The 21,383-nt window shown below is 62.4% G+C and carries 22 protein-coding genes; 4 read left to right on the top strand and 18 right to left on the bottom strand.

What is annotated here, in order from left to right; translation table 11 throughout:
* Positions 1 to 5: 5 nt before the first annotated feature.
* From RQ479_RS20000 to RQ479_RS19970, 7 genes are all read right to left on the bottom strand, one after another.
* Complete coding sequence (locus RQ479_RS20000) at positions 6 to 713, bottom strand: DUF1045 domain-containing protein (RefSeq protein ID WP_376702338.1); 708 nt, start codon at positions 711 to 713, stop codon at positions 6 to 8.
* Positions 714 to 860: 147 nt separating this feature from the next.
* Complete coding sequence (gene iolB / locus RQ479_RS19995) at positions 861 to 1,673, bottom strand: 5-deoxy-glucuronate isomerase (RefSeq protein ID WP_376702337.1); 813 nt, start codon at positions 1,671 to 1,673, stop codon at positions 861 to 863.
* Between the two features lie 2 nt (positions 1,674 to 1,675).
* Positions 1,676 to 1,894: a DUF3329 domain-containing protein gene (locus tag RQ479_RS19990; RefSeq protein WP_254815905.1), complete on the bottom strand. Its 219-nt coding sequence runs from the start codon at positions 1,892 to 1,894 to the stop codon at positions 1,676 to 1,678.
* 42 nt (positions 1,895 to 1,936) lie between these two features.
* Entirely contained in the window at positions 1,937 to 2,854 is a 918-nt protein-coding gene (gene iolE / locus RQ479_RS19985; protein ID WP_376702336.1) for a myo-inosose-2 dehydratase, read from the bottom strand.
* Positions 2,855 to 2,895: 41 nt separating this feature from the next.
* Complete coding sequence (gene iolD, locus RQ479_RS19980; RefSeq protein WP_376702335.1) at positions 2,896 to 4,740, bottom strand: 3D-(3,5/4)-trihydroxycyclohexane-1,2-dione acylhydrolase (decyclizing); 1,845 nt, start codon at positions 4,738 to 4,740, stop codon at positions 2,896 to 2,898.
* Between the two features lie 34 nt (positions 4,741 to 4,774).
* The gene (gene iolC / locus RQ479_RS19975; protein ID WP_376702333.1) at positions 4,775 to 6,709 is read right to left on the bottom strand and encodes a 5-dehydro-2-deoxygluconokinase; all 1,935 of its coding nucleotides are present in this window, start codon (positions 6,707 to 6,709) and stop codon (positions 4,775 to 4,777) included.
* A gap of 199 nt (positions 6,710 to 6,908) precedes the next feature.
* Complete coding sequence (locus tag RQ479_RS19970) at positions 6,909 to 7,637, bottom strand: SDR family NAD(P)-dependent oxidoreductase (RefSeq protein ID WP_376702332.1); 729 nt, start codon at positions 7,635 to 7,637, stop codon at positions 6,909 to 6,911.
* Between the two features lie 136 nt (positions 7,638 to 7,773).
* Between RQ479_RS19970 and RQ479_RS19965 the strand changes: the two genes are divergently transcribed.
* The gene (locus RQ479_RS19965) at positions 7,774 to 8,667 is read left to right on the top strand and encodes an AraC family transcriptional regulator N-terminal domain-containing protein (RefSeq protein WP_376702331.1); all 894 of its coding nucleotides are present in this window, start codon (positions 7,774 to 7,776) and stop codon (positions 8,665 to 8,667) included.
* Here RQ479_RS19965 and RQ479_RS19960 read toward each other — a convergent pair.
* Positions 8,664 to 9,509 carry a MurR/RpiR family transcriptional regulator gene (locus RQ479_RS19960; RefSeq protein WP_376705979.1) on the bottom strand — a complete coding sequence of 282 codons (846 nt, stop codon included), beginning with the start codon at positions 9,507 to 9,509 and terminating at the stop codon, positions 8,664 to 8,666. The two genes, RQ479_RS19965 and RQ479_RS19960, sit on opposite strands and share 4 nt — an antisense overlap.
* A gap of 152 nt (positions 9,510 to 9,661) precedes the next feature.
* Here RQ479_RS19960 and RQ479_RS19955 point away from each other — a divergent pair, with 152 nt between their 5' ends.
* Positions 9,662 to 10,771 (top strand): Gfo/Idh/MocA family protein, encoded by a 1,110-nt coding sequence (locus tag RQ479_RS19955; RefSeq protein WP_376702330.1) that lies wholly within the window; start codon positions 9,662 to 9,664, stop codon positions 10,769 to 10,771.
* 56 nt (positions 10,772 to 10,827) lie between these two features.
* On the opposite strand, the gene RQ479_RS19950 is transcribed toward RQ479_RS19955, so the two are convergent.
* From RQ479_RS19950 to RQ479_RS19905, 10 genes are all read right to left on the bottom strand, one after another.
* Entirely contained in the window at positions 10,828 to 11,919 is a 1,092-nt protein-coding gene (locus RQ479_RS19950) for a 3-deoxy-7-phosphoheptulonate synthase (protein WP_376702329.1), read from the bottom strand.
* Positions 11,920 to 12,436: 517 nt separating this feature from the next.
* Entirely contained in the window at positions 12,437 to 12,709 is a 273-nt protein-coding gene (locus tag RQ479_RS19945) for a hypothetical protein (protein WP_376702328.1), read from the bottom strand.
* 37 nt (positions 12,710 to 12,746) lie between these two features.
* The gene (locus tag RQ479_RS19940; RefSeq protein WP_376702327.1) at positions 12,747 to 13,169 is read right to left on the bottom strand and encodes a type II toxin-antitoxin system VapC family toxin; all 423 of its coding nucleotides are present in this window, start codon (positions 13,167 to 13,169) and stop codon (positions 12,747 to 12,749) included.
* Positions 13,166 to 13,432, bottom strand: coding sequence for a type II toxin-antitoxin system prevent-host-death family antitoxin (locus RQ479_RS19935; protein ID WP_376702326.1), 267 nt, complete (start codon positions 13,430 to 13,432; stop codon positions 13,166 to 13,168). The genes RQ479_RS19940 and RQ479_RS19935 overlap by 4 nt, the downstream gene beginning before the upstream one ends.
* Before the next feature lie 194 nt (positions 13,433 to 13,626).
* Positions 13,627 to 14,421 (bottom strand): SDR family oxidoreductase, encoded by a 795-nt coding sequence (locus RQ479_RS19930; protein ID WP_376702325.1) that lies wholly within the window; start codon positions 14,419 to 14,421, stop codon positions 13,627 to 13,629.
* 23 nt (positions 14,422 to 14,444) lie between these two features.
* Positions 14,445 to 15,446, bottom strand: a complete 1,002-nt coding sequence (gene iolG, locus RQ479_RS19925) for an inositol 2-dehydrogenase (protein WP_376702324.1) — start codon at positions 15,444 to 15,446, stop codon at positions 14,445 to 14,447.
* Positions 15,447 to 15,514: 68 nt separating this feature from the next.
* The gene (locus tag RQ479_RS19920; RefSeq protein WP_254815918.1) at positions 15,515 to 16,282 is read right to left on the bottom strand and encodes an ATP-binding cassette domain-containing protein; all 768 of its coding nucleotides are present in this window, start codon (positions 16,280 to 16,282) and stop codon (positions 15,515 to 15,517) included.
* Between the two features lie 2 nt (positions 16,283 to 16,284).
* Positions 16,285 to 17,361 (bottom strand): ABC transporter permease, encoded by a 1,077-nt coding sequence (locus tag RQ479_RS19915; RefSeq protein ID WP_352911732.1) that lies wholly within the window; start codon positions 17,359 to 17,361, stop codon positions 16,285 to 16,287.
* 114 nt (positions 17,362 to 17,475) lie between these two features.
* Positions 17,476 to 18,417 (bottom strand): sugar ABC transporter substrate-binding protein, encoded by a 942-nt coding sequence (locus RQ479_RS19910; protein WP_352451673.1) that lies wholly within the window; start codon positions 18,415 to 18,417, stop codon positions 17,476 to 17,478.
* Between the two features lie 310 nt (positions 18,418 to 18,727).
* Entirely contained in the window at positions 18,728 to 19,759 is a 1,032-nt protein-coding gene (locus tag RQ479_RS19905; RefSeq protein WP_376702323.1) for a LacI family DNA-binding transcriptional regulator, read from the bottom strand.
* Between the two features lie 134 nt (positions 19,760 to 19,893).
* Here RQ479_RS19905 and RQ479_RS19900 point away from each other — a divergent pair, with 134 nt between their 5' ends.
* Both RQ479_RS19900 and RQ479_RS19895 read left to right on the top strand, forming a co-directional pair.
* Complete coding sequence (locus tag RQ479_RS19900) at positions 19,894 to 21,024, top strand: fatty acid desaturase family protein (RefSeq protein ID WP_376702322.1); 1,131 nt, start codon at positions 19,894 to 19,896, stop codon at positions 21,022 to 21,024.
* A gap of 42 nt (positions 21,025 to 21,066) precedes the next feature.
* On the top strand, positions 21,067 to 21,381 hold the full coding sequence (locus RQ479_RS19895; RefSeq protein ID WP_352464700.1) for a MocE family 2Fe-2S type ferredoxin: 315 nt from the start codon (positions 21,067 to 21,069) through the stop codon (positions 21,379 to 21,381).
* Positions 21,382 to 21,383: the final 2 nt, after the last annotated feature.

Genomic DNA, 21,383 nt, shown 5'->3' with positions numbered 1-21,383 from the left:
TCTGGTCAGGCAGTTCTTCTGGCCGGGCGGCGCCCGAGCGCGTGATGCGACAGCCCCATGAACGGCGCACCCGGTTCAGTTTCCACAAACAGCGTCAGCGCGTCCACCGGCACCGGCCGTTGCAGCACGTCCGCAAACAGGCTGTCGATTGCTAGGCGAAGACGAGGACTTTCCTGTGACGAGACCCGGCCGGACAGCGTCATATGGAAGCGAAACGTCTCGAAGACATAGGGGTAGCCCCACTGGCAGAGATTGCGGAACTCGTCGGGCTTCAGCGAATCGGGGCTGCGCCGCTCGATCTCGGCTTCGGTTAACGGCGCGCGAAAGCGGTCGAAGTCGTGCACCACGTCGTCGGCGAAGCGGTTGAGCGCCGGCAGCGGCGCTTCCGGCACCAGCGCGAAAAAGCCGTCGATCTGGCTGACGATCAGGCGCGGGATGGTCACCACCGGCGTCGCCTCGGCAAAATCGTCGAGTGCTGCGCGAAGCGAGGCTTCCGTCTCGTTGGAAGCCAAGCGGAAAGGCGCCTTCAGCGTCGCATGAAAGCCATAGCGGCGCGCCGAGGCGGTATGGAAGGCAACTTCTGCCGCCGACAACTCGCCCGCAGCCTCGACCGGCTTTGTGGCGGCACCGAATGGGTCGCGACCGAGCCAGTTGGCGGCGATCCGTGCCAGCGGTTCGTCCTGTCGGGGGGTGAAATAGATAGCGTAGCGCATCGAAAGTCCTCGTCAGCCCCGCTGCCATAGGTGATTTCCATGACGAATTGACGAAGCTTTGCGGCGTTTTCGGTAACAAAACCACACGGCCGGGTCGTTAGCCGACGATTTTTCGCTTGGACCAGCGTTGGGGCGAAGGGGAAGTGGTTAGGCCTTCATCAGCCATTCATGCTCGGGCGCGTCGTGGAATTTCCACGTCCGCTTCGGTCCGGCCATGACGTTGAGGTAATAGAGATCATAGCCGTGGCAGGCGGCGCAGGGGTGATAACCCCTGGGTACCAGCACGACGTCGCCGTCCTCGACCGCCATCGCCTCGTCGAGCGAACGAGCACCGCTCTCGTCGGCATCGGTGTAGACGCGCTGGAAAGCAAAGCCCTGTGGCGGGTTGAGGCGGTGATAATAGGTTTCCTCGAGATAGGATTCAGCCGGCAGATTGTCCTGGTCGTGCTTGTGCGGCGGATAGCTCGATGTGTGGCCGCCGGGCGTGATGACCTCGACCACCAGCAGGGAATCGGCCGGCTTGCCTTCCGGCAGGATGTTGGTGACGTAGCGCGTGTTGGTGCCTTTGCCGCGAACCTCCTGGCCGAGATCGTCAGGTCCGATGACACGGACCGGCAGACCGCCGCCCAGTCCTGGCGCCGAACAGACGGCAAGTTCGAGATCGGTATCGGCGCTCACCGACCACTCCGACCCCTGCGGCACATAGACCGACCACGGCTTGCCTTCGAAGGGCGACATGCGCTCGCCGAGCAGGCCGAGTTCCTTGCCGCCGGCCTTGGCCTTACCCTTGCCGGTGACGAACACAAGGCAGACCTCACGATCCGCGGTTTGCCCGGAAGCGCTCTCGCCGGGCCGCAGCCGGTGCAGATCGAAGCCGACATAGGTCCAGCCGGCGCTCTGCGGCGTCACATGGGCGACGCGGCCGTGGCCCTTATTGGCTTTGACGAGCAGCTTAGACATGGTCATTCCTTCGGTTTGGCGTCCGCCGATGGCTTGTCCTCGTCAGCCGGCTTGTAGAGATAGAAGAATTGCCAGACGGCATAGCCGGCGAAGCCGAGCGCGATCACGCCCCAGAACGGTGTGCCGGTAGCGAATTCGATCACCGACCAGACCAGGCAGACCGCGACAACGGCAACGCGCCGCCACAGCGGCCGGAAAAACGGGTGCTCGGAGTCTTTCATCGGATCACCCCCGGGCATCGGATCAGCCCTTCCTCGCGAGCCTCAAGCATTGGGAAAGCCCTGTGTCTCCACCGTGTAGCCCGCCGCCATCATCACCCGCATCAATTCCTTGTAGCCGACCTGCGCCATCTTGAGCGGCGGGTTCTTCTTCGGATCCTGCTCGGCCTCGACCACGAACCAGCCTTCATAGCCATGGTCAGCTAGCCTCTGGACGATGGCGCCAAAATCCAGCGAACCATCTCCCGGCACGGTGAATGCGCCAAGTGCCACCGCATCGAGGAAGGATTGCTTCTCGCGATCCAGTCCCGCGATCACCTCCATGCGCACGTCTTTCACATGCACGTGGTTGATGCGCCGGTGGTGGTTGTCTATCGCGCGCAGCACATCGCCGCCGGCAAAGGCCAGGTGACCCGCGTCGAGCAGCAATGGAATGCCTTCTCCCGAATAGCGCATGAAGGCGTCGAGCTCTGGCTCGGTCTCCACTACTGCGGCCATATGATGATGATAGGAGAGCGGCATGCCTTGTTCGGCACACCATTCCCCGAACTGCGTGAGCCGCTTCGCATAGGCTTTCATCTCCTCGTCCGAAAGCCTGGGCTTGCTGGCAAGCGGTTTCGAGCGGTCGCCCTGGATGGAGCGGCCGACTTCACCATAGACGATGCAGGGCGCATTCACCGCCTTGAACAGATCGATCATCGGCTGGATGCGATCCTTGTTTTTCGCCATGTCTTCGTCGACCAGCGTTCCCGAAAACCAGCCGCCGCAAAGCGTCACGTCGGCCTGCCTGAGGATCGGCAGCATGATTTTCGGATCGTTGGGAAAGCGGCGGCCCATTTCCATGCCGGTAAAGCCGGCCGAACGCGACTGGCGCAGGCATTCCTCCAGCGACACATCATCGCTGATTTCCGCAAGATCGTCGTTCCACCATGCAATGGGGGACATGCCCAGTTTGGCTTTCAAGTCGTCACTCCAGTTTCTGACATTCGAGGCGTTGGCGGGCGCTAAAATCGCCGCCCGCTCAGCGCTTCCTCATATTTCTTGCGCGCCGCATTCACTTGCGGCCGTGCCGAGACTTCCGGCACTGCGACATCCCACCAGCTTCCACCGGCCTCGGTCGAAACCAGTGGGTCGGTGTCGATGACCAGCACGGTCGTTCGCGTATTCTTCTTCGCTTGCGCCAGCGCAGTTTCCAGCCCGGCGATCGACGCGACTTTTTCGGCAATCGCACCCATGCTCGCAGCATGCGCGGCGAAGTCGATCTCGGGCAAGGTCTCGTGACGAGCGTCCTTCAACAGATTGTTGAAGTTGGCGCCGCCGGTCGCGACCTGCAACCGGTTGATGCAGCCATAGCCGCGGTTGTCGAGCAGCACGATGGTCAGCTTGAGCCCAAGCATCACCGACGTCGCGATCTCGGAATTGAGCATCAGGTAGGAGCCGTCGCCGATCATCACGACTACCTCTTCGTCCGGCTTGGCCATCTTGACGCCAAGCCCGCCGGCGATTTCATAGCCCATTGTCGAGAAGCCGTATTCTGCGTGGTAGGAGCCGGGCGCGCCCGCCTGCCATAGCTTGTGCAATTCGCCGGGCAAGCCGCCGGCGGCATGGAGCAGTATCACGCCGGAGCCCATGGCGCGCTGTACGGCGCCGATCACCTGCGCGTCGGATGGATAGGCGGCATTGGTTGACGTCGTCACTTTGCCGGCATCCGCCTGCCAGTCCTTCTTGCCCGTGATCGCATTGTCGGTCCAGCCTGAAGGGGCTTTCCAGCCTTTCAGCGCGGCAGCCAATTCGGCGAGCCCTTCCGCCGCATCGGCGACCAGCGGCAGCGCCTGGTGCTTTCCGGCGTCAAAGGGCTGCACGTTGAGCCCGATGATGGTCCTGCCGGCATGCTTGAACAATGCCCAGGAGCCGGTGGTGAAATCCTGCAGTCTGGTGCCGACGGCAAGCACGACGTCCGCCTCTTCGGCCAGCCCGTTGGCCGCCGAAGTGCCGGTGACGCCGACCGCGCCCATGTTCAACGGATGATCGTCGGGGAGCGAGGATTTGCCGCCTTGCGTCTCACAAACCGGAATGCCGGCGCCTTGCACCAGTTTTGCCAGTTCCTCGGACGCCTGCGAATAGAGTACGCCACCGCCCGCAATCACCAATGGCTTCTTCGCGCTCTTCAGCGCGGTCACTGCAGCTGCTAGCTCTTGGCGGTCCGGGCGCAGCCGGCGCTGGGTCCAGAGTCGCTCGGCAAAGAAGCTCTCGGGGTAGTCATAGGCCTCGGCCTGTACATCCTGGCACAGCGCCAGGGTCACCGGGCCGCATTCGGCGGGATCAGTCAGCACCTGCATGGCGCGGTTGAGCGCCGGCATGATCTGCTCAGGCCGCGTGATGCGGTCGAAATAGCGCGACACCGGCCGGAGGCAGTCATTGACCGTCGCCGTGCCGTCGGAAAAATCCTCGGCCTGCTGCAGCACTGGGTCGGGAATGCGATTGGCGAAGATGTCGCCGGGGAGAAACAGGACAGGCAACCTGTTTACGTGCGCAAGTGCAGCCGCCGTCACCATGTTGAGCGCACCGGGGCCGATCGAACTTGTCGCCGCCATGAAGCGGCGGCGGAAATTGGCCTTGGCGTAGGCGATCGCTGCATGTGCCATTGCCTGCTCGTTATGGGCACGGAAGGTCGGCAGCTCGTCGCGAACCTGGTAGAGCGCCTCGCCGACGCCGGCGACATTGCCGTGGCCGAAGATCGCCCAGACGCCGCCGAAGATCGGCACTTTCTTCCCCTCCACCTCGGTCATCTGCCGGGCAAGAAAGCGGGTCAGCGCCTGCGCCATCGTCAGGCGGATTGTCTTGGTCATGTCGGTTCCTCCGCAGTCCTTATGCCGCGCCTTCTTATGCTGCTTTGCGGCCGCGCGCCGCAAGCCATGCCTCGGTCAGTCGCTCGAAGCGAGCTGCCATGTCGGCAACCGCTTCATCGTCCGACATCTTGCCGGCAAGCCATTGTTCGGCCGCGTTGATGAAGATAGTGCGGCCGACTGCAAAGCCCTTGACGATGGGCGCCTTGGCGGTCGCGGCGAAGGCCGCTTCCAGTTCGTCCTGCGGCGCTTCCAAACCGAGCAGCACAATCCCGCGGCACCACGGATCGTGCTTCACGATCACCGCCTCGATCTTTGCCCATGCGCCGGCCGATGCCTGCGGCTCGAGCTTCCACCAGTCGGGCTTGATGCCGAGTGCGTAGAGTTCCTCGAGCGCGCGCGGGATGGTCATGTCGTCGAGCTTGCCGTGCTTGCCGGCGATGATCTCGACCAGAAGTTCTCTGCCCACTTTCCGCGCGGCCTCGAACAAAGCGCGCAGCTTCTGCTGCTGTTCGGCTTTCAGCTCCGCCGGATCATCGGGATGATAGAAGCACAGGCACTTGATGCAGTGGTCGACCGGCCATTCGGTCAGTTGCGAACCTATGTCCTGCGAGAACTCGAAGCGAAGCGGCCGCGAACCCGGCAGCTCGACCGGCCGGCCGAGCCAGGCGAAGGAATGGTGGGCGAATTCGAACATCGCCTCGCGTCCGTATTTTTCGTCGAGCAGCATGCCATAGCCGCCGCGGCCGGCCGCGGCCTTGGCCGCAGCCTTGACCGTCAGCACCTTGAAAGCTGGGATTCGCGACGGATCGGCGCCGGCTTTTGCCGCGACATCCTCGAGCTGGACGCGGTGGTCGCAGGCGAACGCCATCAGCGAGGGGATGTCGCGCCGGCGCGTGGTCGCCCAATGGATGTGGTTGATCGCCTCGTCCTTGCGCAGCGCCAGGTGCTTGCTGCCGTTTTTCAGGAAGAACTGCAATTCCTCGAAGGTCGGGTATTCCGGCGCGCAGAGCAGCCGCGATACGGCAAAGGCGCCGCAGGCATTGGCCCAGGTCGCCGCCGTCGCCAGGCTTTCCTCGCCGAGCCAGCCGCGCAGGAAGCCCGACATGAAGGCGTCGCCGGCGCCGAGCACATTGTAGACCTCGATCGGAAACCCCTTGCCGACGACACCGTCCTCGAGGTCGTCACTGATCGGCCCGTCATAGACGATGCAACCCATGGCGCCGCGTTTCAGCACGATGGTTGCCGCCGACAGCGAGCGGATGGTTTTCAGCGCACTCAGGCAATCGTCTGCGCCGGAGGCGATCATGATTTCCTCTTCGGTGCCGACGATGAGATCGCAATCGGGCAGCACCGTCTTCAACTGTGCCGAGACGCGGTCGGATTTCACATAGCGCTCGAAGCCTTCGGCGTGGCCGGCGAGGCCCCATAGGTTGGGGCGGTAGTCGATGTCGAACACCACCTTGCCGCCCTTGGCTTTCATGACACGGATCGCCTTGCGCTGGGCGGCGTCGCTGTTGGGCCGCGAAAAATGCGTGCCGGTGACGACGACGGCGCGTGCCGAAGCGATGAACGCCTCATCGATGTCGTCTTCCGAAAGCGCCATGTCGGCGCAATCGCTGCGATAGAAGATCATCGGCGAGACGCCTTCATCCTCGACCGACAGCAGCACCAGGGCGGTCAGCCGCTCTGGGTCGGTCTTGAGGCCTTGGACCGAAACGCCCTCGCGGGTCAGCTGCTCGCGGATGAAGCGGCCCATCTGCTCATTGCCGACGCGGGTGAGCAGCGCCGAGCGCAGGCCGAGCCTGGCAGTACCGACCGCGATGTTGGCCGGACAGCCGCCGACCGACTTGGCAAAGGAAGTAATGTCCTCGAGGCGCGAGCCGATCTGCTGACCATAGAGATCGACGGAAGCGCGGCCGATCGTGATGATGTCGAGCGGCGCATGTCTCGCTTCCACGGCTTCGCCCATTCGAACCTCCCATCGGCTTGTTGTCTTGGGTAACACGCGCGAGCGGCAGCGTGGCGCCGGCAATATGAAATAATAATTCCAATCCATAGTCAATATGGAACGAGCATTCCCAAGGCTGAAAAGTGCTGTGCAAGGCTCGCGCGTTCAGAAACTTTGAGGTCAGACGAACGTCAAGGGTCTACCACTGAAACCAGCTGATTTACCAAGGAAGCGGGCCATCATCGTTGAAGTACCCGGCGGTCGGGCCATCGGCGTCCAAGGTCGCCAGGTGAATGACGATTTCGGCCGCCTGCTGCACCGTGCGGTGACCTTTATACCCGTTGAGATCGGTGGCGGTGTAGCCGGGCGCCGCGGCGTTGACCTTGATGCCTTGGGGCGCGAGTTCCCTGGCGAAAGCCACGGTGATGGCGTTCAAGGCTGTCTTGGAGCTGCCGTAGCCCATCATGTTGACTGCGTGGTTCGCAGTGGCGGGATCGAGCGCCCGGCCGATGGACCCGGTGGAGCTGCTCACCATCACCATCCGGGCAGCAGGTGCTGCCAGCAGCAGCGGCAGGAATGCCTGGGTCACGCGGATCGGGCCGAAGACATTGACGTCGTAGGTGGCCTGGATGTCGGCGATCCGCTGCTGGCTCGGCGGCAGGTCGTAATTGATGGCGACGCCGGCGTTGTTCACCAGCACGTCGAGGCAGGGGCTGGCCTGCCCGAGTGCCTTGGCTGCCGCCGCAACACTGTCATCCCGCGTGACGTCGAGTTCAAGCCACTCTGCGTCGAGGCCTTCCGCGCGCAATGCCTGCGCCGCCGCCATGCCGCGTTCGGCGCTCCTGGCGCCGAGCCAGACCTTGAAGCCCATGGTCGCCAGTCGCCGGGCGATTTCGCGGCCTATACCCTTGTTGGCGCCGGTCACCAGCGCGGTCTTCGAAGTCGTCATTTCGGTGTCTCCATTTTTCTTGTGGAAGACCACAAATGGCGCGAGGCAGCGGGCGCCGCGCGCCGGAAATTCTCAGGCTCTTGCCTAATCCTCTCACGCTGTTGCGCGGCCGGTGCGAATGCGCGATGCTGGCGCAATGAGCGAGGCGCTGCAGGAGTTGATCGAGATCGCCGGCCGCCATGCGCGCGGGCGACGAACAAGAACGGCGGTTCCCCGCGTTTCGATCGGCCGCAGCGAAGTTGCCACGCCGCCATTGCCAGGGGTGTGGGGGTCGGGGATCTTATTCGTATTGCAGGGCGCGAAAACGGTTCTGATCGGCGATCGGGCTCTTCGTTACAAGCCGGCCAGCTATTTCATCTACACTGTCGAGACGCCCACCATCAGCCAGATAGTCGAAGCGAGCGCGGCACGTCCTTATCTGGCCATTGGCTTGACCCTTGACCTGCAAGCCGTCGCCGCGCTCCTCGTCGAGCACGCGCCAGCCCTCGGCGGCGACAGTTTCTTCTCCACCTCTCCCGTTGATGACGACCTGCTCGACGCGTTGCGTCGAATGCTGCGGCTGCTTGACCGGCCAGCGGAGATTCCCGTGCTCGCGACCATGCTCGAGCGGGAGATGCTGTTTCGGCTCCTGCAAGGCCGACAAGGCGGAAAGCTTCGTGAACTTGCGCATGCCGATGGCCATCTGTCCCGGATTGGCCAGGCGATCGCCTGGATCCGTTCGCATTCCCGTCATCCGGTCCGGGTCGGCGATCTGGCCGAAATCGCCCATATGAGCAGCGCTGCGTTTTATCGTCACTTCAAGGCGGCGACGGCCATGAGCCCAATCCAGTATCAAAAGCAAATCCGCTTGCTGGAAGCCCGCCATTTGCTGATTGCCCAGCCGGGCAACGTGGCGCGTGTCGCCTTCGCTGTCGGCTATGAGAGTGCTTCCCAGTTCAGCCGGGAGTATGCCCGCCAGTTCGGATCGCCGCCCGCCCGCGACGCAGCGCGGCTTTTGACAGGAGGCGAAACGGCAATAGAGGTGATCTAAGGCGTGCGCTTCTTGCCGCTGTCGCGCCGCTTCTCGCCGACTGCCACGGTCAGCGCCATGGCCAAAGCCATCGTCGCCGACAGCGAGCGGAAGCCGGCGAAATCGGCTTCGGCGACCTCGAACCAGACCCTGGCGAACTGGGCGAGCGGCGAAAAGGAGCTGTCAGTAATCGCCACGATCGGCACGCCTTGCTCCGAAATGACGCGCGCCTCTTCGATGGTGGCCGGGGCATAGGGTGAAAAGCTGATGGCGATGACAGCGTCCCTTGGAGAGGCAAAGCCGATCATCTCTGCATTGAGCCCGGCGGCCGATTCGATCAGTTGATTACGGATCTTGAGCTTACCCAGTGCATAGGCGATGTAGGAGGCGACCGGGTAGGAGCGCCGCTTGGCCAGCACATAAATGGTTTCCGCCTTGGCCAGCACGGCGATCGCATCTTCGAAATGGTCTTCATTCAGCGTGCGCGAAATGTCGTTGAGCGAGGTGCTGGCTGCGGCGACAAAACCGTCGAAAATCGCGCGGTGGCCGGCGCCTTCCTCGGCCTTGGCGCGCAATGCCGCCAGCCTTTCATCGTAGGATGAGTTGCGCTCGCGCAGGCGCTCGCGAAACACCAGCTGCAGGCTGGTGAAACCATCAAAGCCAAGCTGCTGGGCAAAGCGGATCAGGGTCGAAGGCTGGACACCGGCGGAGGCGGCGATGCTGGCAGCGGTGCCGAAGGCTATATCGTCGGGGTTGTCGAGCGCATAGGCGGCGATCTGGGCGATACGTTTCGGCAGACTCTGACGCCGCTCCAGGATCGTCGTCCGCAGCGTTTCGAAATCGCGAGGCACCCGTTCGTCCATCGTCGCTCCGCCCAGGCTCATCGTTAGTTCCCTCTGTGCCCCATCATAGCGGGCCCGTGCAAGAACACCATAAAAAATGAGGCAAGCGTTCCATTTGCAAACAAAATGGACTAATTCATCCACATAAGTTTGCACACAGGGAGGCAAGGCAGATGGTCAGGGTAGGTCTTATCGGCACGGGCTTCATGGGCAAGTGCCACGCCATTGCCTGGAACGCGGTCGGCACCGTCTTTCCCGATGTCGACAAGCCAAGGCTGGTCCATCTGGGCGAGGTCAACGAGGACCTTGCCAAACGCCGCGCCAGCGAATTCGGCTTCGCCAAGGCATCCGGCGACTGGCGTGCGGTGGTCGATGATCCAGATGTCGATGTCATCTCGCTGACCACGCCGAACCAGTTCCACCCGGAAATGGCCATCGCCATCCTCGAAGCCGGCAAGCATCTGTGGTGTGAAAAACCGATGGCGCCAAGTTTTGCGGAGGCGCAAGCAATGGCTGCGGCGGCCCAAAAGTCCGGCAAGGTGGCCGCGCTTGGCTATAACTATATTCAGAACCCAGCGATCCGCCATATCGGCGCGCTGCTCGACGAGAAGATCATCGGCGAGGTTAACCATCTGCGTATCGAGATGGACGAGGACTTCATGGCCGATCCGGAGGCGCTGTTCTTCTGGAAGCACGAGGCGGCGTCCGGTTACGGCGCGCTCGACGATTTCGCCGTACATCCGCTGTCGCTCATCGCCGTGCTGTTCGGTCGCGTTGCCCGCGTCATGTGCGACATGGCCAAACCCTATGCCGACCGCCGCGTCGCCTCGGGCGGGCGCCGCGCGGTCGAGACTTACGACATCGCCAGCATCCTGATGCATCTCGAAAACGGCATTGCGGGCACGTTGCTGGTCAACCGTTCGGCCTGGGGCCGCAAGGGCCGGATCGCCATCCAGATTTTTGGTTCGAAGGGCTCGATCCTGTACGACCAGGAGCGGATGAATGAGTTCCAACTCTATCTGACAGCCGACCGGCCGACCGAGCAAGGCTATCGCACCATCCTGGTGGCCCCGCACCATAGGCCTTACGATGCCTTCCTGCCGGCGCCCGGCCACGGCCTTGGCTTTAATGACCTCAAGATTATCGAATGCCGGGAACTGTTGACGCGGCTTGCCGGCAAGCCGGCGCGGATCATCGACTTCGACGAAGGCCTGGAGATCGAGCGCACCGTGCACGCGATGGCGCGCTCGTTCGCGGAACAGCGCTGGATCGCGGTGCGGTAATTGCTGGGCGCCGGTTCCCCTTCTCCCACAACAAGGGAGAAGGGGCATTGGCTGCCTCAGGCGGCTCCCGGACGGCCGGCGATCATGGCGCGTCGTGCTGACCGGCGCCGCTCGACGGCGTCGGCAAGGCCGTATAGCACCGTCTCGGTGGCTGCCCAGTCGATGCAGCCATCGGTGATGCTCTGGCCATAGACGAGCGGCTTGCCGGGCATGACGTCCTGCCGGCCGGCGACCAGATTGCTCTCTATCATGACGCCGATAATGCGTTCGTCGCCTGCCGCGACCTGGCCAGCCACGTCGGCCGCCACCCCTGGCTGGTTTTCCGGCTTCTTGCTGCTGTTGGCGTGGCTGACATCGATCATCAGCCGCGGCGCCACGCCGATCCGGCCGAGTTCCGCGCCGGCAGCAGCAATGCTGGCCGCGTCATAATTCGGCACAATACCGCCGCGCAGGATGACGTGGCAGTCCTCGTTGCCGGTGGTCGTCGCGATGGCGCTGCGCCCGCCCTTCGTCACCGCCATGAAATGATGCGGCTGGGCGGCGGATTTCACGGCCTCGGCCGCGATCCGCAAATTGCCGTCGGTGCCGTTCTTGAAGCCGACCGGGCAGGACAGGCCTGATGCGAGTTCGCGGTGGATCTGGCTCTCCGTCGTGCGCGCGCCGATCGCGCCCCAGGCGACGAGGTCGGCGATATATTGCGGAGTGGCCATGTCGAGGAATTCGGTCGCCGCCGGCAGACCGAGATTGTTGACGGCGGCGAGCACGTTGCGGGCCATCCGCAGCCCCTTGTCGATGTTGAAGCTGCCGTCGAGGTCGGGATCGTTGATCAGGCCCTTCCAGCCGACCGTCGTGCGCGGTTTCTCGAAATAGACGCGCATCACGATCTCCAGCCGATCCGACAGGTTTTCACGCAGCGATGCCAAGCGGCTGGCATAGTCTACGGCAGCGGCCGGATCGTGGATCGAACAAGGGCCGACGACGACCACCAGCCGATCGTCGGTGCCGGTCAGCACGGCGTGGATCGCGTTGCGTGACGCGGCAACGGTGCGCGTCGCAGTCAACGTGCGCGGTATCTCCCGCATCACCTCGTCCGGCGTGCTCAATTCCCTTATTTCTTTGACCCGAAGATCGTCTGTGGTCGTCAACACGGCATTCTGCTCCTGATTGGGAGACCTGCCGGCTGAAACAAAAAAGCCGCCAGGTCTGGCGGCTGTTCGGATGTTGTTGCTGCAATCTTCAGATCGAGCGCAATCCTCCCGCCGCCAGCGAGCTCATAAAGTACCAATAGGTGGCGGTCAGGTTGATCATGAGGGCTGATATAGTCGATGTGGAGGCGCTTGTCACGTGCCCGATGAGGAGGTCTACTGCAGCCCATTCGCGATTGGCCGAAGCCCCCGAACTTCGTCATCGTAGGGCAGGAGCGAAGCTCCGTCGCGGAGACCCTGGGATCCATTCCGTGAACCTAGCCGAAGACCGCAGCGGAGCGGAATTCTGCACCGCGGCAACGGGTTGAAGTCGCGGCGTGGATCCTCGGGTCTGCGCTGCGTCGCTACGCTCCTTGCTCCGCCCGTGGATGACGAAGTGATGGGCGTTTCGCTAATCGCGAAGGCAATGCGATGTGTGAGCACACGCAACTCAGACCTGTCGCGAGCCGAGAAACCAGTGTCAGTCTGAAATGTACTCCTGTCCCTGGGGATACCAGATGCCCCGGCGAAACCAGTTGGCCGCCCCCAGATTGGGCACGACGTGGTTCTGGTCGAGATCGTTCATGTCCTTGATGATCTCGATGCTGACAACCTTCTCGACGGACCCGAAGACAAGCGAGAAAAGCTTGAGGGCATCGACCTCCGAGCGGGCGGTGACGCCGACACCAGGGTGACCGCTTATCGTTATCCAGTACTGGGTGCATCGAGACGTTCTCTTGTGACGAGGGCACATCGGTCGCTTACGAGGCTGAACATGCAGTTCCGAGCGGTCATGCAGTCCAGGGATCGACGAGTTCAATTCCAAAACCTTCGAAATCCTTCATATTGTGCGTTGCCAAGGTGAGCTCCTGCGCAATCGCCGTGGCTGCAATCAGGCCGTTCATCGACGACAGACCGCGACCGCGGCGCTTCGCAAGGCCCATCAGGTCGCCCCACGCCAAGGCAACCGGTTCGTCCACCGGAAGAACCCTCTGCTCGAAGCGCTGCGGCAGGTCCCGCGCGAGCCATTCGGCCAGTGCCTCGCGTTTCCGCCCTTCATCCATGAGGGCGACGCCGCGCCGGATCTCCGCGATCGACACGACGCTAATGAATGAGCGGTCTTCATCAAGCCCGTCCAGCCACTCCAGAACGCGTGCGTCCGGCGTCGGCCTTGTAACCTCGGACAGGATATTCGTATCGAGCAGTAGCCTCACAGCGGCAGATCACGCGGTTCGTCTCGCTGACGCTCAAGGTCGAGATCGGCGCCGCGCAGCGGCGACTCCAGCAGGAACTCCGCAAGCGTACCCTTGCGCGCGGTCTTTCGCTGCCATTCCTCGGCCGAGACGACAACCACGCTTGGTTTGCCGTTTCTGGTGATCGTCTGCGGCGAAGACTGCGCGCGCTCGATAACCTCCGAGAGCCGGGCCTTTGCCCCGGCGACCGTCCAGTTGGTATCCTCTCTGGGCGCAGACGGCATTTCGGCCTCCCATGACCATTCTGACTATCGTGACTATATGGGAATGGCGATGTAGCGGCAACAGGGAAGGAGAGGGTTTCAGAGCCCCTTCCCGGTGAGTTTGGTCGGAACCGATCACGCCCGCGTTGATATTCCGGGTATCTCGGCCGACGCATGGCCGAGCTGCTTCTGAACGTGATGCTACTCGGCCGATCCTATTCCGGCGACGACCCTGCGATGTTCTGATCGTAGTCGACAAGCGACCCGGTCATGACGCCGGACTGCGGGCTGATCATGTAGCTGATCAGTCGGGCAAGCTGCGCCGGCTTCACCAATTGGCCCATCGGCTGCGCGGCCTCGGCCTTCTCCAGCCAGTCGTCCGGCGCGTCGTGCCATTTCTTCTGCACGATCGCCTCGCCCTCGGTATCCATCCAGCCAGGCAGCACCGCATTGCAGCGGATGCGATTGCCGCGATAGGCATTGGCGACATTCTTGGTCAGCGTCGCCAGCGCTCCCTTGCTCGACGAATAGGGTGCCAGGAACGACTGGCCGCAATGCGCCGACATTGACAGCACGTTGACCATCGAGCCCGGTGCCTGGCACGCCAGCAAATGCGTCACCACGCCCTGCATCAGAAAGAACGGGCCGCGCACATTGGTCTGAAATATCTGGTCGAACAGATCCTCGGAGGTCTCGACCAGCGAGCCGCGGGCCGAGGTGGCGGCGGCGTTGACCAGCGCGTTGATGGTGCCGAAATGGCCAATCGCGGTTTGGATGGCGCGCTTGCAGTCGGCCACCTCTGAGACGTCGGCGCTGATGAAGATGGCATCGACGCCTGCCTCTTTGAGGATGGCGACAGCCTTGTCGCCCTTCTCCTGCGAGCGGCCGATCAGCGCCAGCGCCTGGCAGCCCTCATCGGCCAGCGCTTCGGCGACGGCAAAGCCGATGCCTTGTGCGCCGCCGGTGACGATGGCGCGTGTTTCGGAATTGCGACCGGCTGAACCGTTCATCGCCTTGCTCCTGTGCTTGATAGTCAGATTGTTTTGTCGAGGCGGACGGTCTTGCCTTCCTTGGCCGATTTCAGCGCCGCATCTGCCAGCCTGAGCGCCACCAGCCCATCCTTGCCGCTCGGCGCCGCCTTCTTGCCTGACGTCGCTGCCGCGATGAAAGCAGTGATCTCGTTGGCATATGCGTCGAGATAACGGGTCATGAAGAAATCGTGCAGCGGCGGCCGCGTATAGCCCTTTTCATTGGCCAGTTCGATCGACACCGGCCGCTGATTCTCGGCCGCAATCATGCCTTTCGAGCCATGCACCTCGATGCGTTGGTCGTAGCCATAGGTGGCGCGGCGCGAGTTGGAGATGACGCATTGCTTGCCGGAGGCAGTTTCGAGGATGACGCTGACGCTGTCGAAGTCGCCGGCCTCGCCGATCTTTTTGTCGACCAGCACCGAAGCGTGCGCGCTGACCGCCACCGGCTCCTCGCCGAGCAGGAAGCGCGCCATGTCGAAATCATGAATGGTCATGTCGCGGAAAATGCCGCCCGAGCGGCCGATATAGTCGAGCGGCGGAGGACCGGGATCGCGCGAGGTGATGGTCACCATCTCGACAGTGCCGATGGCGCCGTCGTCGATCGCCTTGCGCACGGCGGCAAAATGCGGATCGAAGCGGCGGTTGAACCCGACCATCAGGGTCGCGCCGGCCTTGTCGACGACGGCCAGGCATTGTTCCACCCTGCCGGCGTCGAGGTCGATCGGCTTCTCGCAGAAAATCGCCTTGCCCGCTTTGGCGAAGCGTTCAATCAGATCGGCATGGGTGTCGGTCGGCGTGCAGATGACGACCGCATCGATATCGCCGGCCTTCTCGATGGCATCGATGCTGCGCACTTCGGCGCCATAGGCTGAGGCCAGATCGGTCGCCGCCTTCTCGAAGGCGTCGGCAACCGCAACCAGTCTGGCCTGCGGATTGGAACCAACGGCGCGAGCATGGACCTTGCCGATACGGCCGGCACCGAGAAGAGCAAAGCGAAGAGGCATGAAGAATTTTCCTTTGAGGATGGTTCGAAAGGGAGGGCGTGTCAGCGCCTGTGGCTCGGTGTTGGCCGTTACGCCGCAAGTTCTGCCTGCCCGGTCTTGGCACCGGTGATGTAGGAGACGATATCGTTGCCGTCGGTGTCCTGCTTGCGCAAATTGGCGACGATGCGGCCGCGCCGGAAAACGACGATACGGTCGACCAGATCGAACACCTGGCGCATGTTGTGAGAGATCAGGATCAGCGGTTCGCCATTCTCCTTCAGCGTGCGGATGATGTTTTCGACCTGCATCGTCTCCTGCACTCCGAGTGCCGCCGTCGGCTCATCCATGATGATGAGCTTGGAAGCAAAGGTCGCGGTTCTGGCGATCGCTACGCACTGGCGCTGGCCACCCGACATATGGCGGATGGTGTTGGAAAGATTGGGAATCTTGACTGCGGTGCGGACCAAGGCTGCCTCGGTCGCCTTGCGCATGAATTTGCGATCGAGGATCGAGAAGGGTCCGAGATTGAACAGCACTCGCTCGCGGCCGAGGAATAGGTTCGACGGTACGTCGAGGTCGTCGGCGAGCGCCAGGTTCTGGAACACCGTCTCGATGCCCGCCTCGCGGGCTTCGATAGGTCCGGCGAAATTCACTTCCTTGCCGTCGAACCACATCCTGCCGCTGGTGCGCTGCTCTACGCCGGTAATCTGGCGCACGAAGGTCGATTTGCCGGCACCGTTGTCGCCCATGATGGCGACATGCTCGCCCTTGCGCAGCTCGAAGTTGGCACCTTCCAGCGCATGGACGCCGCCATAATACTTGGTCAGGTTTTCGGTCTTCAGGACGATGTCCGACATGATCAAGCCCTCATTGCCCGCAGGCGTTGGCGCCACTGGTCGAGTACGACTGCGCCGACGATGATCACGCCCTTGACCATCTCCTGATAATAGGCGTCGAGGCGCAGAAAGGTGAAGCCGGAGATGATGACGCCGAAGATCAGCGAGCCGATCACTGTCCCGATAATCGAGCCGCGACCGCCCGACAGCGACACGCCGCCGATAACTGCCATGGCGATCGCGTCGAGCTCGTACATTACACCCATGCCGGCCTGGGCGGTGAGATTTTTCGAGCTCAGCACCACGGCGGCGAGCGCGGCGAGGACGCCGGCAATGACGTAGACGAGGATCTTGTGATTGGCGATGTTGATGCCGGACATGCGCGCGGCGTCCTCATTGGAGCCGATTGCATAGCAGTGCTTGCCATATTTGGTGTAGCTCAGGATCAGCTGGAACAGCACCGCGAGTGATATGAAAATGATGACCGGCATCAGCCCCTTGCCGATGGAGGCGAAACTCTCGGTCGGAAACGAGATCGGCTGCCCCTTCGACCACCATTTGGCGATGCCGCGCGCGGTGACCATCATGCCGAGCGTGGCGATGAACGGCGGAATGCGCGTGTAGGCGATCAATGCACCGTTGACCAGGCCGGCCAGCAGGCCGCAGCCGATCGCGACCAGCACCGGCACGATCACCGGCAGGTCGGTCCAGCCCTGGGCGATGAACATTGCCTTGGGGTTCGGGTTGCCGTTGACCGTCGCCACCTGGGCGAAGCTCATGGCGATCATCGCCGTGGCGCCGACAATCGAACCCGAGGACAGATCGATGCCGCCGGTAATGATCACCTGCGTCACGCCGATAGCGATGATGCCGACGATCGACACCTGCAGGATAATGATCTGCAGGCGCGCCTCGTTGAAGATTGCGTCGATATTGTCGCGGGTATTGAACAGGAAGCTGTCGCCAAGGAAAACCCGGCCGATCAGTTCGAAAGCGCCGACCAGGATGACAAGCGCCAGGAAGACGTTGAATTCGGCCGGCCATGCGCGCCGCTTCGCATCATAGCTGAGCCCGCCGACGCCGTGAGATGTCTGTGCCAATCGTGCTTCCTCCGTCAGCCACGGTCTCCACTCGGCGCTGTTCAGGCCGAGAGGGAAAAAGCGGAGCGGCGCTGTCTTACTTTGGCGCGCCGCTCCGTATCGGACAGGTCCGCCTCAGTTCTTCTTCAGGAACTTGTCGATGTTTGCCGGCGTGACCAGCTGGAACGGGATGTAGACCTTGTGCTCGACCTTCTCGCCCTTCGCCAGCTTGAGCGCTGCGTCAAGCGCGCCGGCGCCCTGGCCGGCTGCGTCCTGGAATACCGTCGCATCGAGGTCGCCCGCCTGCATCGCCGCAAGCGCGTCCTGGGTAGCGTCGACGCCGCCGACGACAACCGACTTCATGTCGATGTTGGCGGCCTTCATCGCCTGGATGGCGCCGATGGCGCTTTCGTCATTATTGGCGATGACGCCGTCGAACGGCTTGCCGGTCGACAGCCAGTTGGTCATCAGGTTCTGCGCTTCTTCGCGCTTCCAGTTCGACGTCTGCTTGTCGATGATCTTGATGAAACTGCACTCCGGCGTGGCGATCACGTCGTCAATGTCCTTGGTGCGCTGCACCGCGGCCTGGTTCGACAGCTCGCCCATGATCACATAGACGTTGGCTTCAGTCTTGCCGGCCTCCTTGAACAGGCGGCAGACCTCCTTGGTCTCGAGCGTGCCGGAATCGGCTTCGTTCGACGCGACGAAGGCCTGGTTTTCGGGCAGCGTGTCGACGTTGACCGGCTCGCGATTGACATAGACCAGTGGAATCTTGGCAGCGGCGGCTGCGTCCGACATCGCCTGGGTGGCCGAGGTGTCGACCGGGTTGACGATGATGGCGTCGACGCCCGAGGCGGCGAAGTTCTTGATCTGGTCGAGTTGCTTGGCGACGTCGTTCTGCGCATCCTCCACCTGCAGCTCGACGCCGTCCATGCCCTTGGCCTGCTCAATCATGCCATTGCGCAGCACGGTGAGAAAATTGTCGTCGAACAACGCCATCGACACGCCGATCTTGGCAGCAAAGGCGGACGAACTCATCAGCGCCGCGAACGCGACGCCCAAAAGCAGTTTTTTCATTTTATCTCTCCTCCACATTGGTGTCCGGCTGCACCGATCTACCCGGAATCCCCGATCTCGCAGGGAATTCTCTCCCGATTGCCATTTTCAGTTCCGGAAGGCATTTGCCTGAAACAGATCTTCCGGAACGAAAGAACCAAAATGCTCAGTTGGTGAAATATTTATTCCATTTCGCGTGGGCGTCAAGCGAGATTTCGCTATGAGGAATGGATTTTCGGCATTTCGAGCGCTTTTAGACGGACGCTAACGCAAGCCAGGCCTGAAAGCGTTCTGATAGATTACATCATGTCTGCCGCCGATGACCGCGACGTCAGATGTTTTCCGGCAGATAAATGTCGAAGGGCAGAAAGGTCTGGCCCGGCGCATTCGCAGCGCCGGTCTCGATGGCATGCGCCATCAGCCCGACAAGCTCGCGGCAAAGCGCTGCCAGTGGCGTTGAGATCACCATCGTCAGGAAATTGTCTGCCAGCGCCGCGCGGGAGTCGGGCGTGATCTCGTTGCAGACGACCGCCGGCATCTCAGCCGGCTTTGCCTCTCTCAGCGCCGAGATCGCGCCTTCCATGCCGCCACCGGCGACATAGCAACCGGCGAGATCGGGGTGGCCGGCCAGAAGCTCGATCATTGCATCATGCGTGATCTGGTTCGCTTCCAGATTGACCAACGTCTCGAGGAGAGTGAATTCCGGCGCCTGCTCGCGAAAGAAGGAGCGAAAACCGATCTCGCGAAGCTCATGGCCATGGAAGCGATGGCTGCCGACGAAGAGGGCGACCCTGCCAGGTCTCTTCGCGGCCTTCGAGATCATCCAGGCAGCGGTGCGGCCGACCTTGCGATTGTCCAGGCCGACATAGCCCTCGCGAATACCGGACGCAAAGTCGGAAAGCAGGGAGAATACCGGCACGCCATTGGCTTTGAGAGCCTCGACGGCGACCGTCAGCGTCGGGTGATCAGGCCCGACCAGGGCGACGGCCCTGGATTTGGCGGCCAGCTTGCGCATCCGCTCGACGATCTCGTCCGGCGCCAGCGAAGCGGCGAAGTCGATGGTCGCCACGCCGCGAAAGCGCGGCGACTGCGATACCGCCAGTTCAAGCTCGCGGGCAAATTCACTGTAGAAGACATCCTCCCGCCGCAACAGCAGGAACCCGAGCCGGTATTCGGGCAATTCATGGCGCATCCGCTGCTTGATCAATCCGGCTGCGTGATAGCCGATGCTGGTCGCGGCCTCGTAGACGCGGCGCGCGGTTTCCTCGCGCACCGGCAAGCGGTTGTTCAGCACCCGGTCGACGGTGGCAACGCTGACCCCCGAAATGCGTGCCAGGTCGGTGATCGTGGGCCGTTTCGCCATCGCTGCCTCGCTCTACTGTTCGGCTCCTTTTACACCATTCTGATGGAAAATGATAGAAACTATCTTTGTGATATTGAGCCTATCAGGGCTCGGCGTTATTTTGAGCGTGGCAGAACACAATCGAGGCCTCCGCCATGGTGGATATTGGACTCCGAACCGGGAACACGACCTCCGCAGCGGCGTCCCGACGCGACTACAGCCTGATCGGCCGCGACGCGAAGCTCGCCGTCGAGAGCGGGCTGGCGGCGGCCGAGTGGTATCACACCGACGTGCCGCGCAAGCAGATGAAGGAGCTGATGCAGCGCTCCGACGGCCCGGCGATCCGCGATACCATCATCTGGCTCGGCGCCATGATCCTCAGCGGCGCCGGCGCCGCCTGGTTCTGGGGCAGTTGGTGGTGCGTGCCGTTCTTCTTCGTCTATGGCGTCCTCTACGGCTCCTCCACCGATTCACGCTGGCACGAATGTGGCCACGGCACCGCTTTCAGGACGCAGTGGATGAACGACGTGGTCTATCAGGTCGCCTGCTTCATGATCATGCGCAACCCGGTGACCTGGCGCTGGAGCCACACGCGCCATCATACCGATACCATCATCGTCGGCCGCGATCCGGAGATATCGGTGATGCGTCCGCCCGATCTGCTGCGCGTCGTTCTCAACTTCGTCGGCATTCTCGACGCCTGGCATGCGATGAGCGACATGCTTCGCAATGCAGCCGGTATCATTAGTCCGGCCGAAAGAACCTTCATTCCCGACCAGGAACAGCCGAAGGCAATTCGCATTGCCCGCATCTGGACGACAATCTATGCCGCGACCATTGCGCTGGCGCTCTACACGGGCTCGTTCCTGCCGCTGATGCTGGTCGGTCTGCCCAGGCTTTACGGTGCCTGGCATCATGTCATGGTCGGCCTGCTGCAGCATGGCGGCCTGGCTGAAAACGTCACCGATCACCGGCTCAACAGCCGCACCGTCTACATGAACCCGATAAGCCGCTTCATCTACTGGAACATGAATTACCACGTCGAACATCACATGTTTCCCATGGTGCCCTATCATGCGCTGCCCAGGCTGCATGAACTGATCAAGCACGATCTGCCGGCGCCGACGCCGTCCATCCTGGCCGGCTACCGCGAGATGATACCGGCTTTCCTGCGCCAGCTGCGCAATGAGGATTATTTCATCAAGCGCGAACTGCCGCCGATGGCGAGGCCCTATTGCGAGGATTTCCACAACGATAACGCTGCCGCTGCTGTGGCTGCCGAATGACAAGCCCATGCCGAGGGCGCCAAGAATTGGGGGGAGGCGTAAATGAGCGACTGGGTCGAGGCCTGTGACGCCGGGGACATAGACGAAGAGGACGTGATGCGCTTCGACCATGGCGGCCGCACCTTCGCCGTCTACCGCAGCCCCGACGACGAGTATTTCGCCACCGACGGGCTTTGCACGCATGAGAAGGTGCATCTGGCGGACGGGCTGGTGATGGACGATATCATCGAATGCCCGAAGCATAATGGCCGCTTCAACTACAAGACAGGGGCTGCCAGGGGCGCGCCGGTCTGCGTCGATCTAAGAACTTATCCGGTCAAAGTCGACGCCGGCAAAGTCCTTGTCCGGATCGGTTGATG

The sequence above is a fragment of the Mesorhizobium sp. ISC25 genome, from assembly GCF_042295465.1.
Taxonomy (GTDB): Bacteria; Pseudomonadota; Alphaproteobacteria; order Rhizobiales; family Rhizobiaceae; genus Mesorhizobium.
Note: the sequence above shows the minus strand (reverse complement) of the source record. Positions and strands in the feature narration are given on the sequence as shown.

Coding starts and splice junctions, on each gene's coding strand:
- iolB (WP_376702337.1), bottom strand. CDS start 1,673: ATGTCTAAGCTGCTCGTCAAAGCCAATAAGGGCCACGGCCGCGTCGCC.
- iolC (WP_376702333.1), bottom strand. CDS start 6,709: ATGGGCGAAGCCGTGGAAGCGAGACATGCGCCGCTCGACATCATCACG.
- RQ479_RS19945 (WP_376702328.1), bottom strand. CDS start 12,709: ATGTGCCCTCGTCACAAGAGAACGTCTCGATGCACCCAGTACTGGATA.
- RQ479_RS20000 (WP_376702338.1), bottom strand. CDS start 713: ATGCGCTACGCTATCTATTTCACCCCCCGACAGGACGAACCGCTGGCA.
- RQ479_RS19960 (WP_376705979.1), bottom strand. CDS start 9,509: ATGGACGAACGGGTGCCTCGCGATTTCGAAACGCTGCGGACGACGATC.
- RQ479_RS19955 (WP_376702330.1), top strand. CDS start 9,662: ATGGTCAGGGTAGGTCTTATCGGCACGGGCTTCATGGGCAAGTGCCAC.
- RQ479_RS19920 (WP_254815918.1), bottom strand. CDS start 16,282: ATGTCGGACATCGTCCTGAAGACCGAAAACCTGACCAAGTATTATGGC.
- iolG (WP_376702324.1), bottom strand. CDS start 15,446: ATGCCTCTTCGCTTTGCTCTTCTCGGTGCCGGCCGTATCGGCAAGGTC.
- RQ479_RS19930 (WP_376702325.1), bottom strand. CDS start 14,421: ATGAACGGTTCAGCCGGTCGCAATTCCGAAACACGCGCCATCGTCACC.
- RQ479_RS19910 (WP_352451673.1), bottom strand. CDS start 18,417: ATGAAAAAACTGCTTTTGGGCGTCGCGTTCGCGGCGCTGATGAGTTCG.
- RQ479_RS19905 (WP_376702323.1), bottom strand. CDS start 19,759: ATGGCGAAACGGCCCACGATCACCGACCTGGCACGCATTTCGGGGGTC.
- RQ479_RS19900 (WP_376702322.1), top strand. CDS start 19,894: ATGGTGGATATTGGACTCCGAACCGGGAACACGACCTCCGCAGCGGCG.
- RQ479_RS19970 (WP_376702332.1), bottom strand. CDS start 7,637: ATGACGACTTCGAAGACCGCGCTGGTGACCGGCGCCAACAAGGGTATA.
- RQ479_RS19990 (WP_254815905.1), bottom strand. CDS start 1,894: ATGAAAGACTCCGAGCACCCGTTTTTCCGGCCGCTGTGGCGGCGCGTT.
- RQ479_RS19965 (WP_376702331.1), top strand. CDS start 7,774: ATGAGCGAGGCGCTGCAGGAGTTGATCGAGATCGCCGGCCGCCATGCG.
- RQ479_RS19895 (WP_352464700.1), top strand. CDS start 21,067: ATGAGCGACTGGGTCGAGGCCTGTGACGCCGGGGACATAGACGAAGAG.
- RQ479_RS19935 (WP_376702326.1), bottom strand. CDS start 13,432: ATGCCGTCTGCGCCCAGAGAGGATACCAACTGGACGGTCGCCGGGGCA.
- iolD (WP_376702335.1), bottom strand. CDS start 4,740: ATGACCAAGACAATCCGCCTGACGATGGCGCAGGCGCTGACCCGCTTT.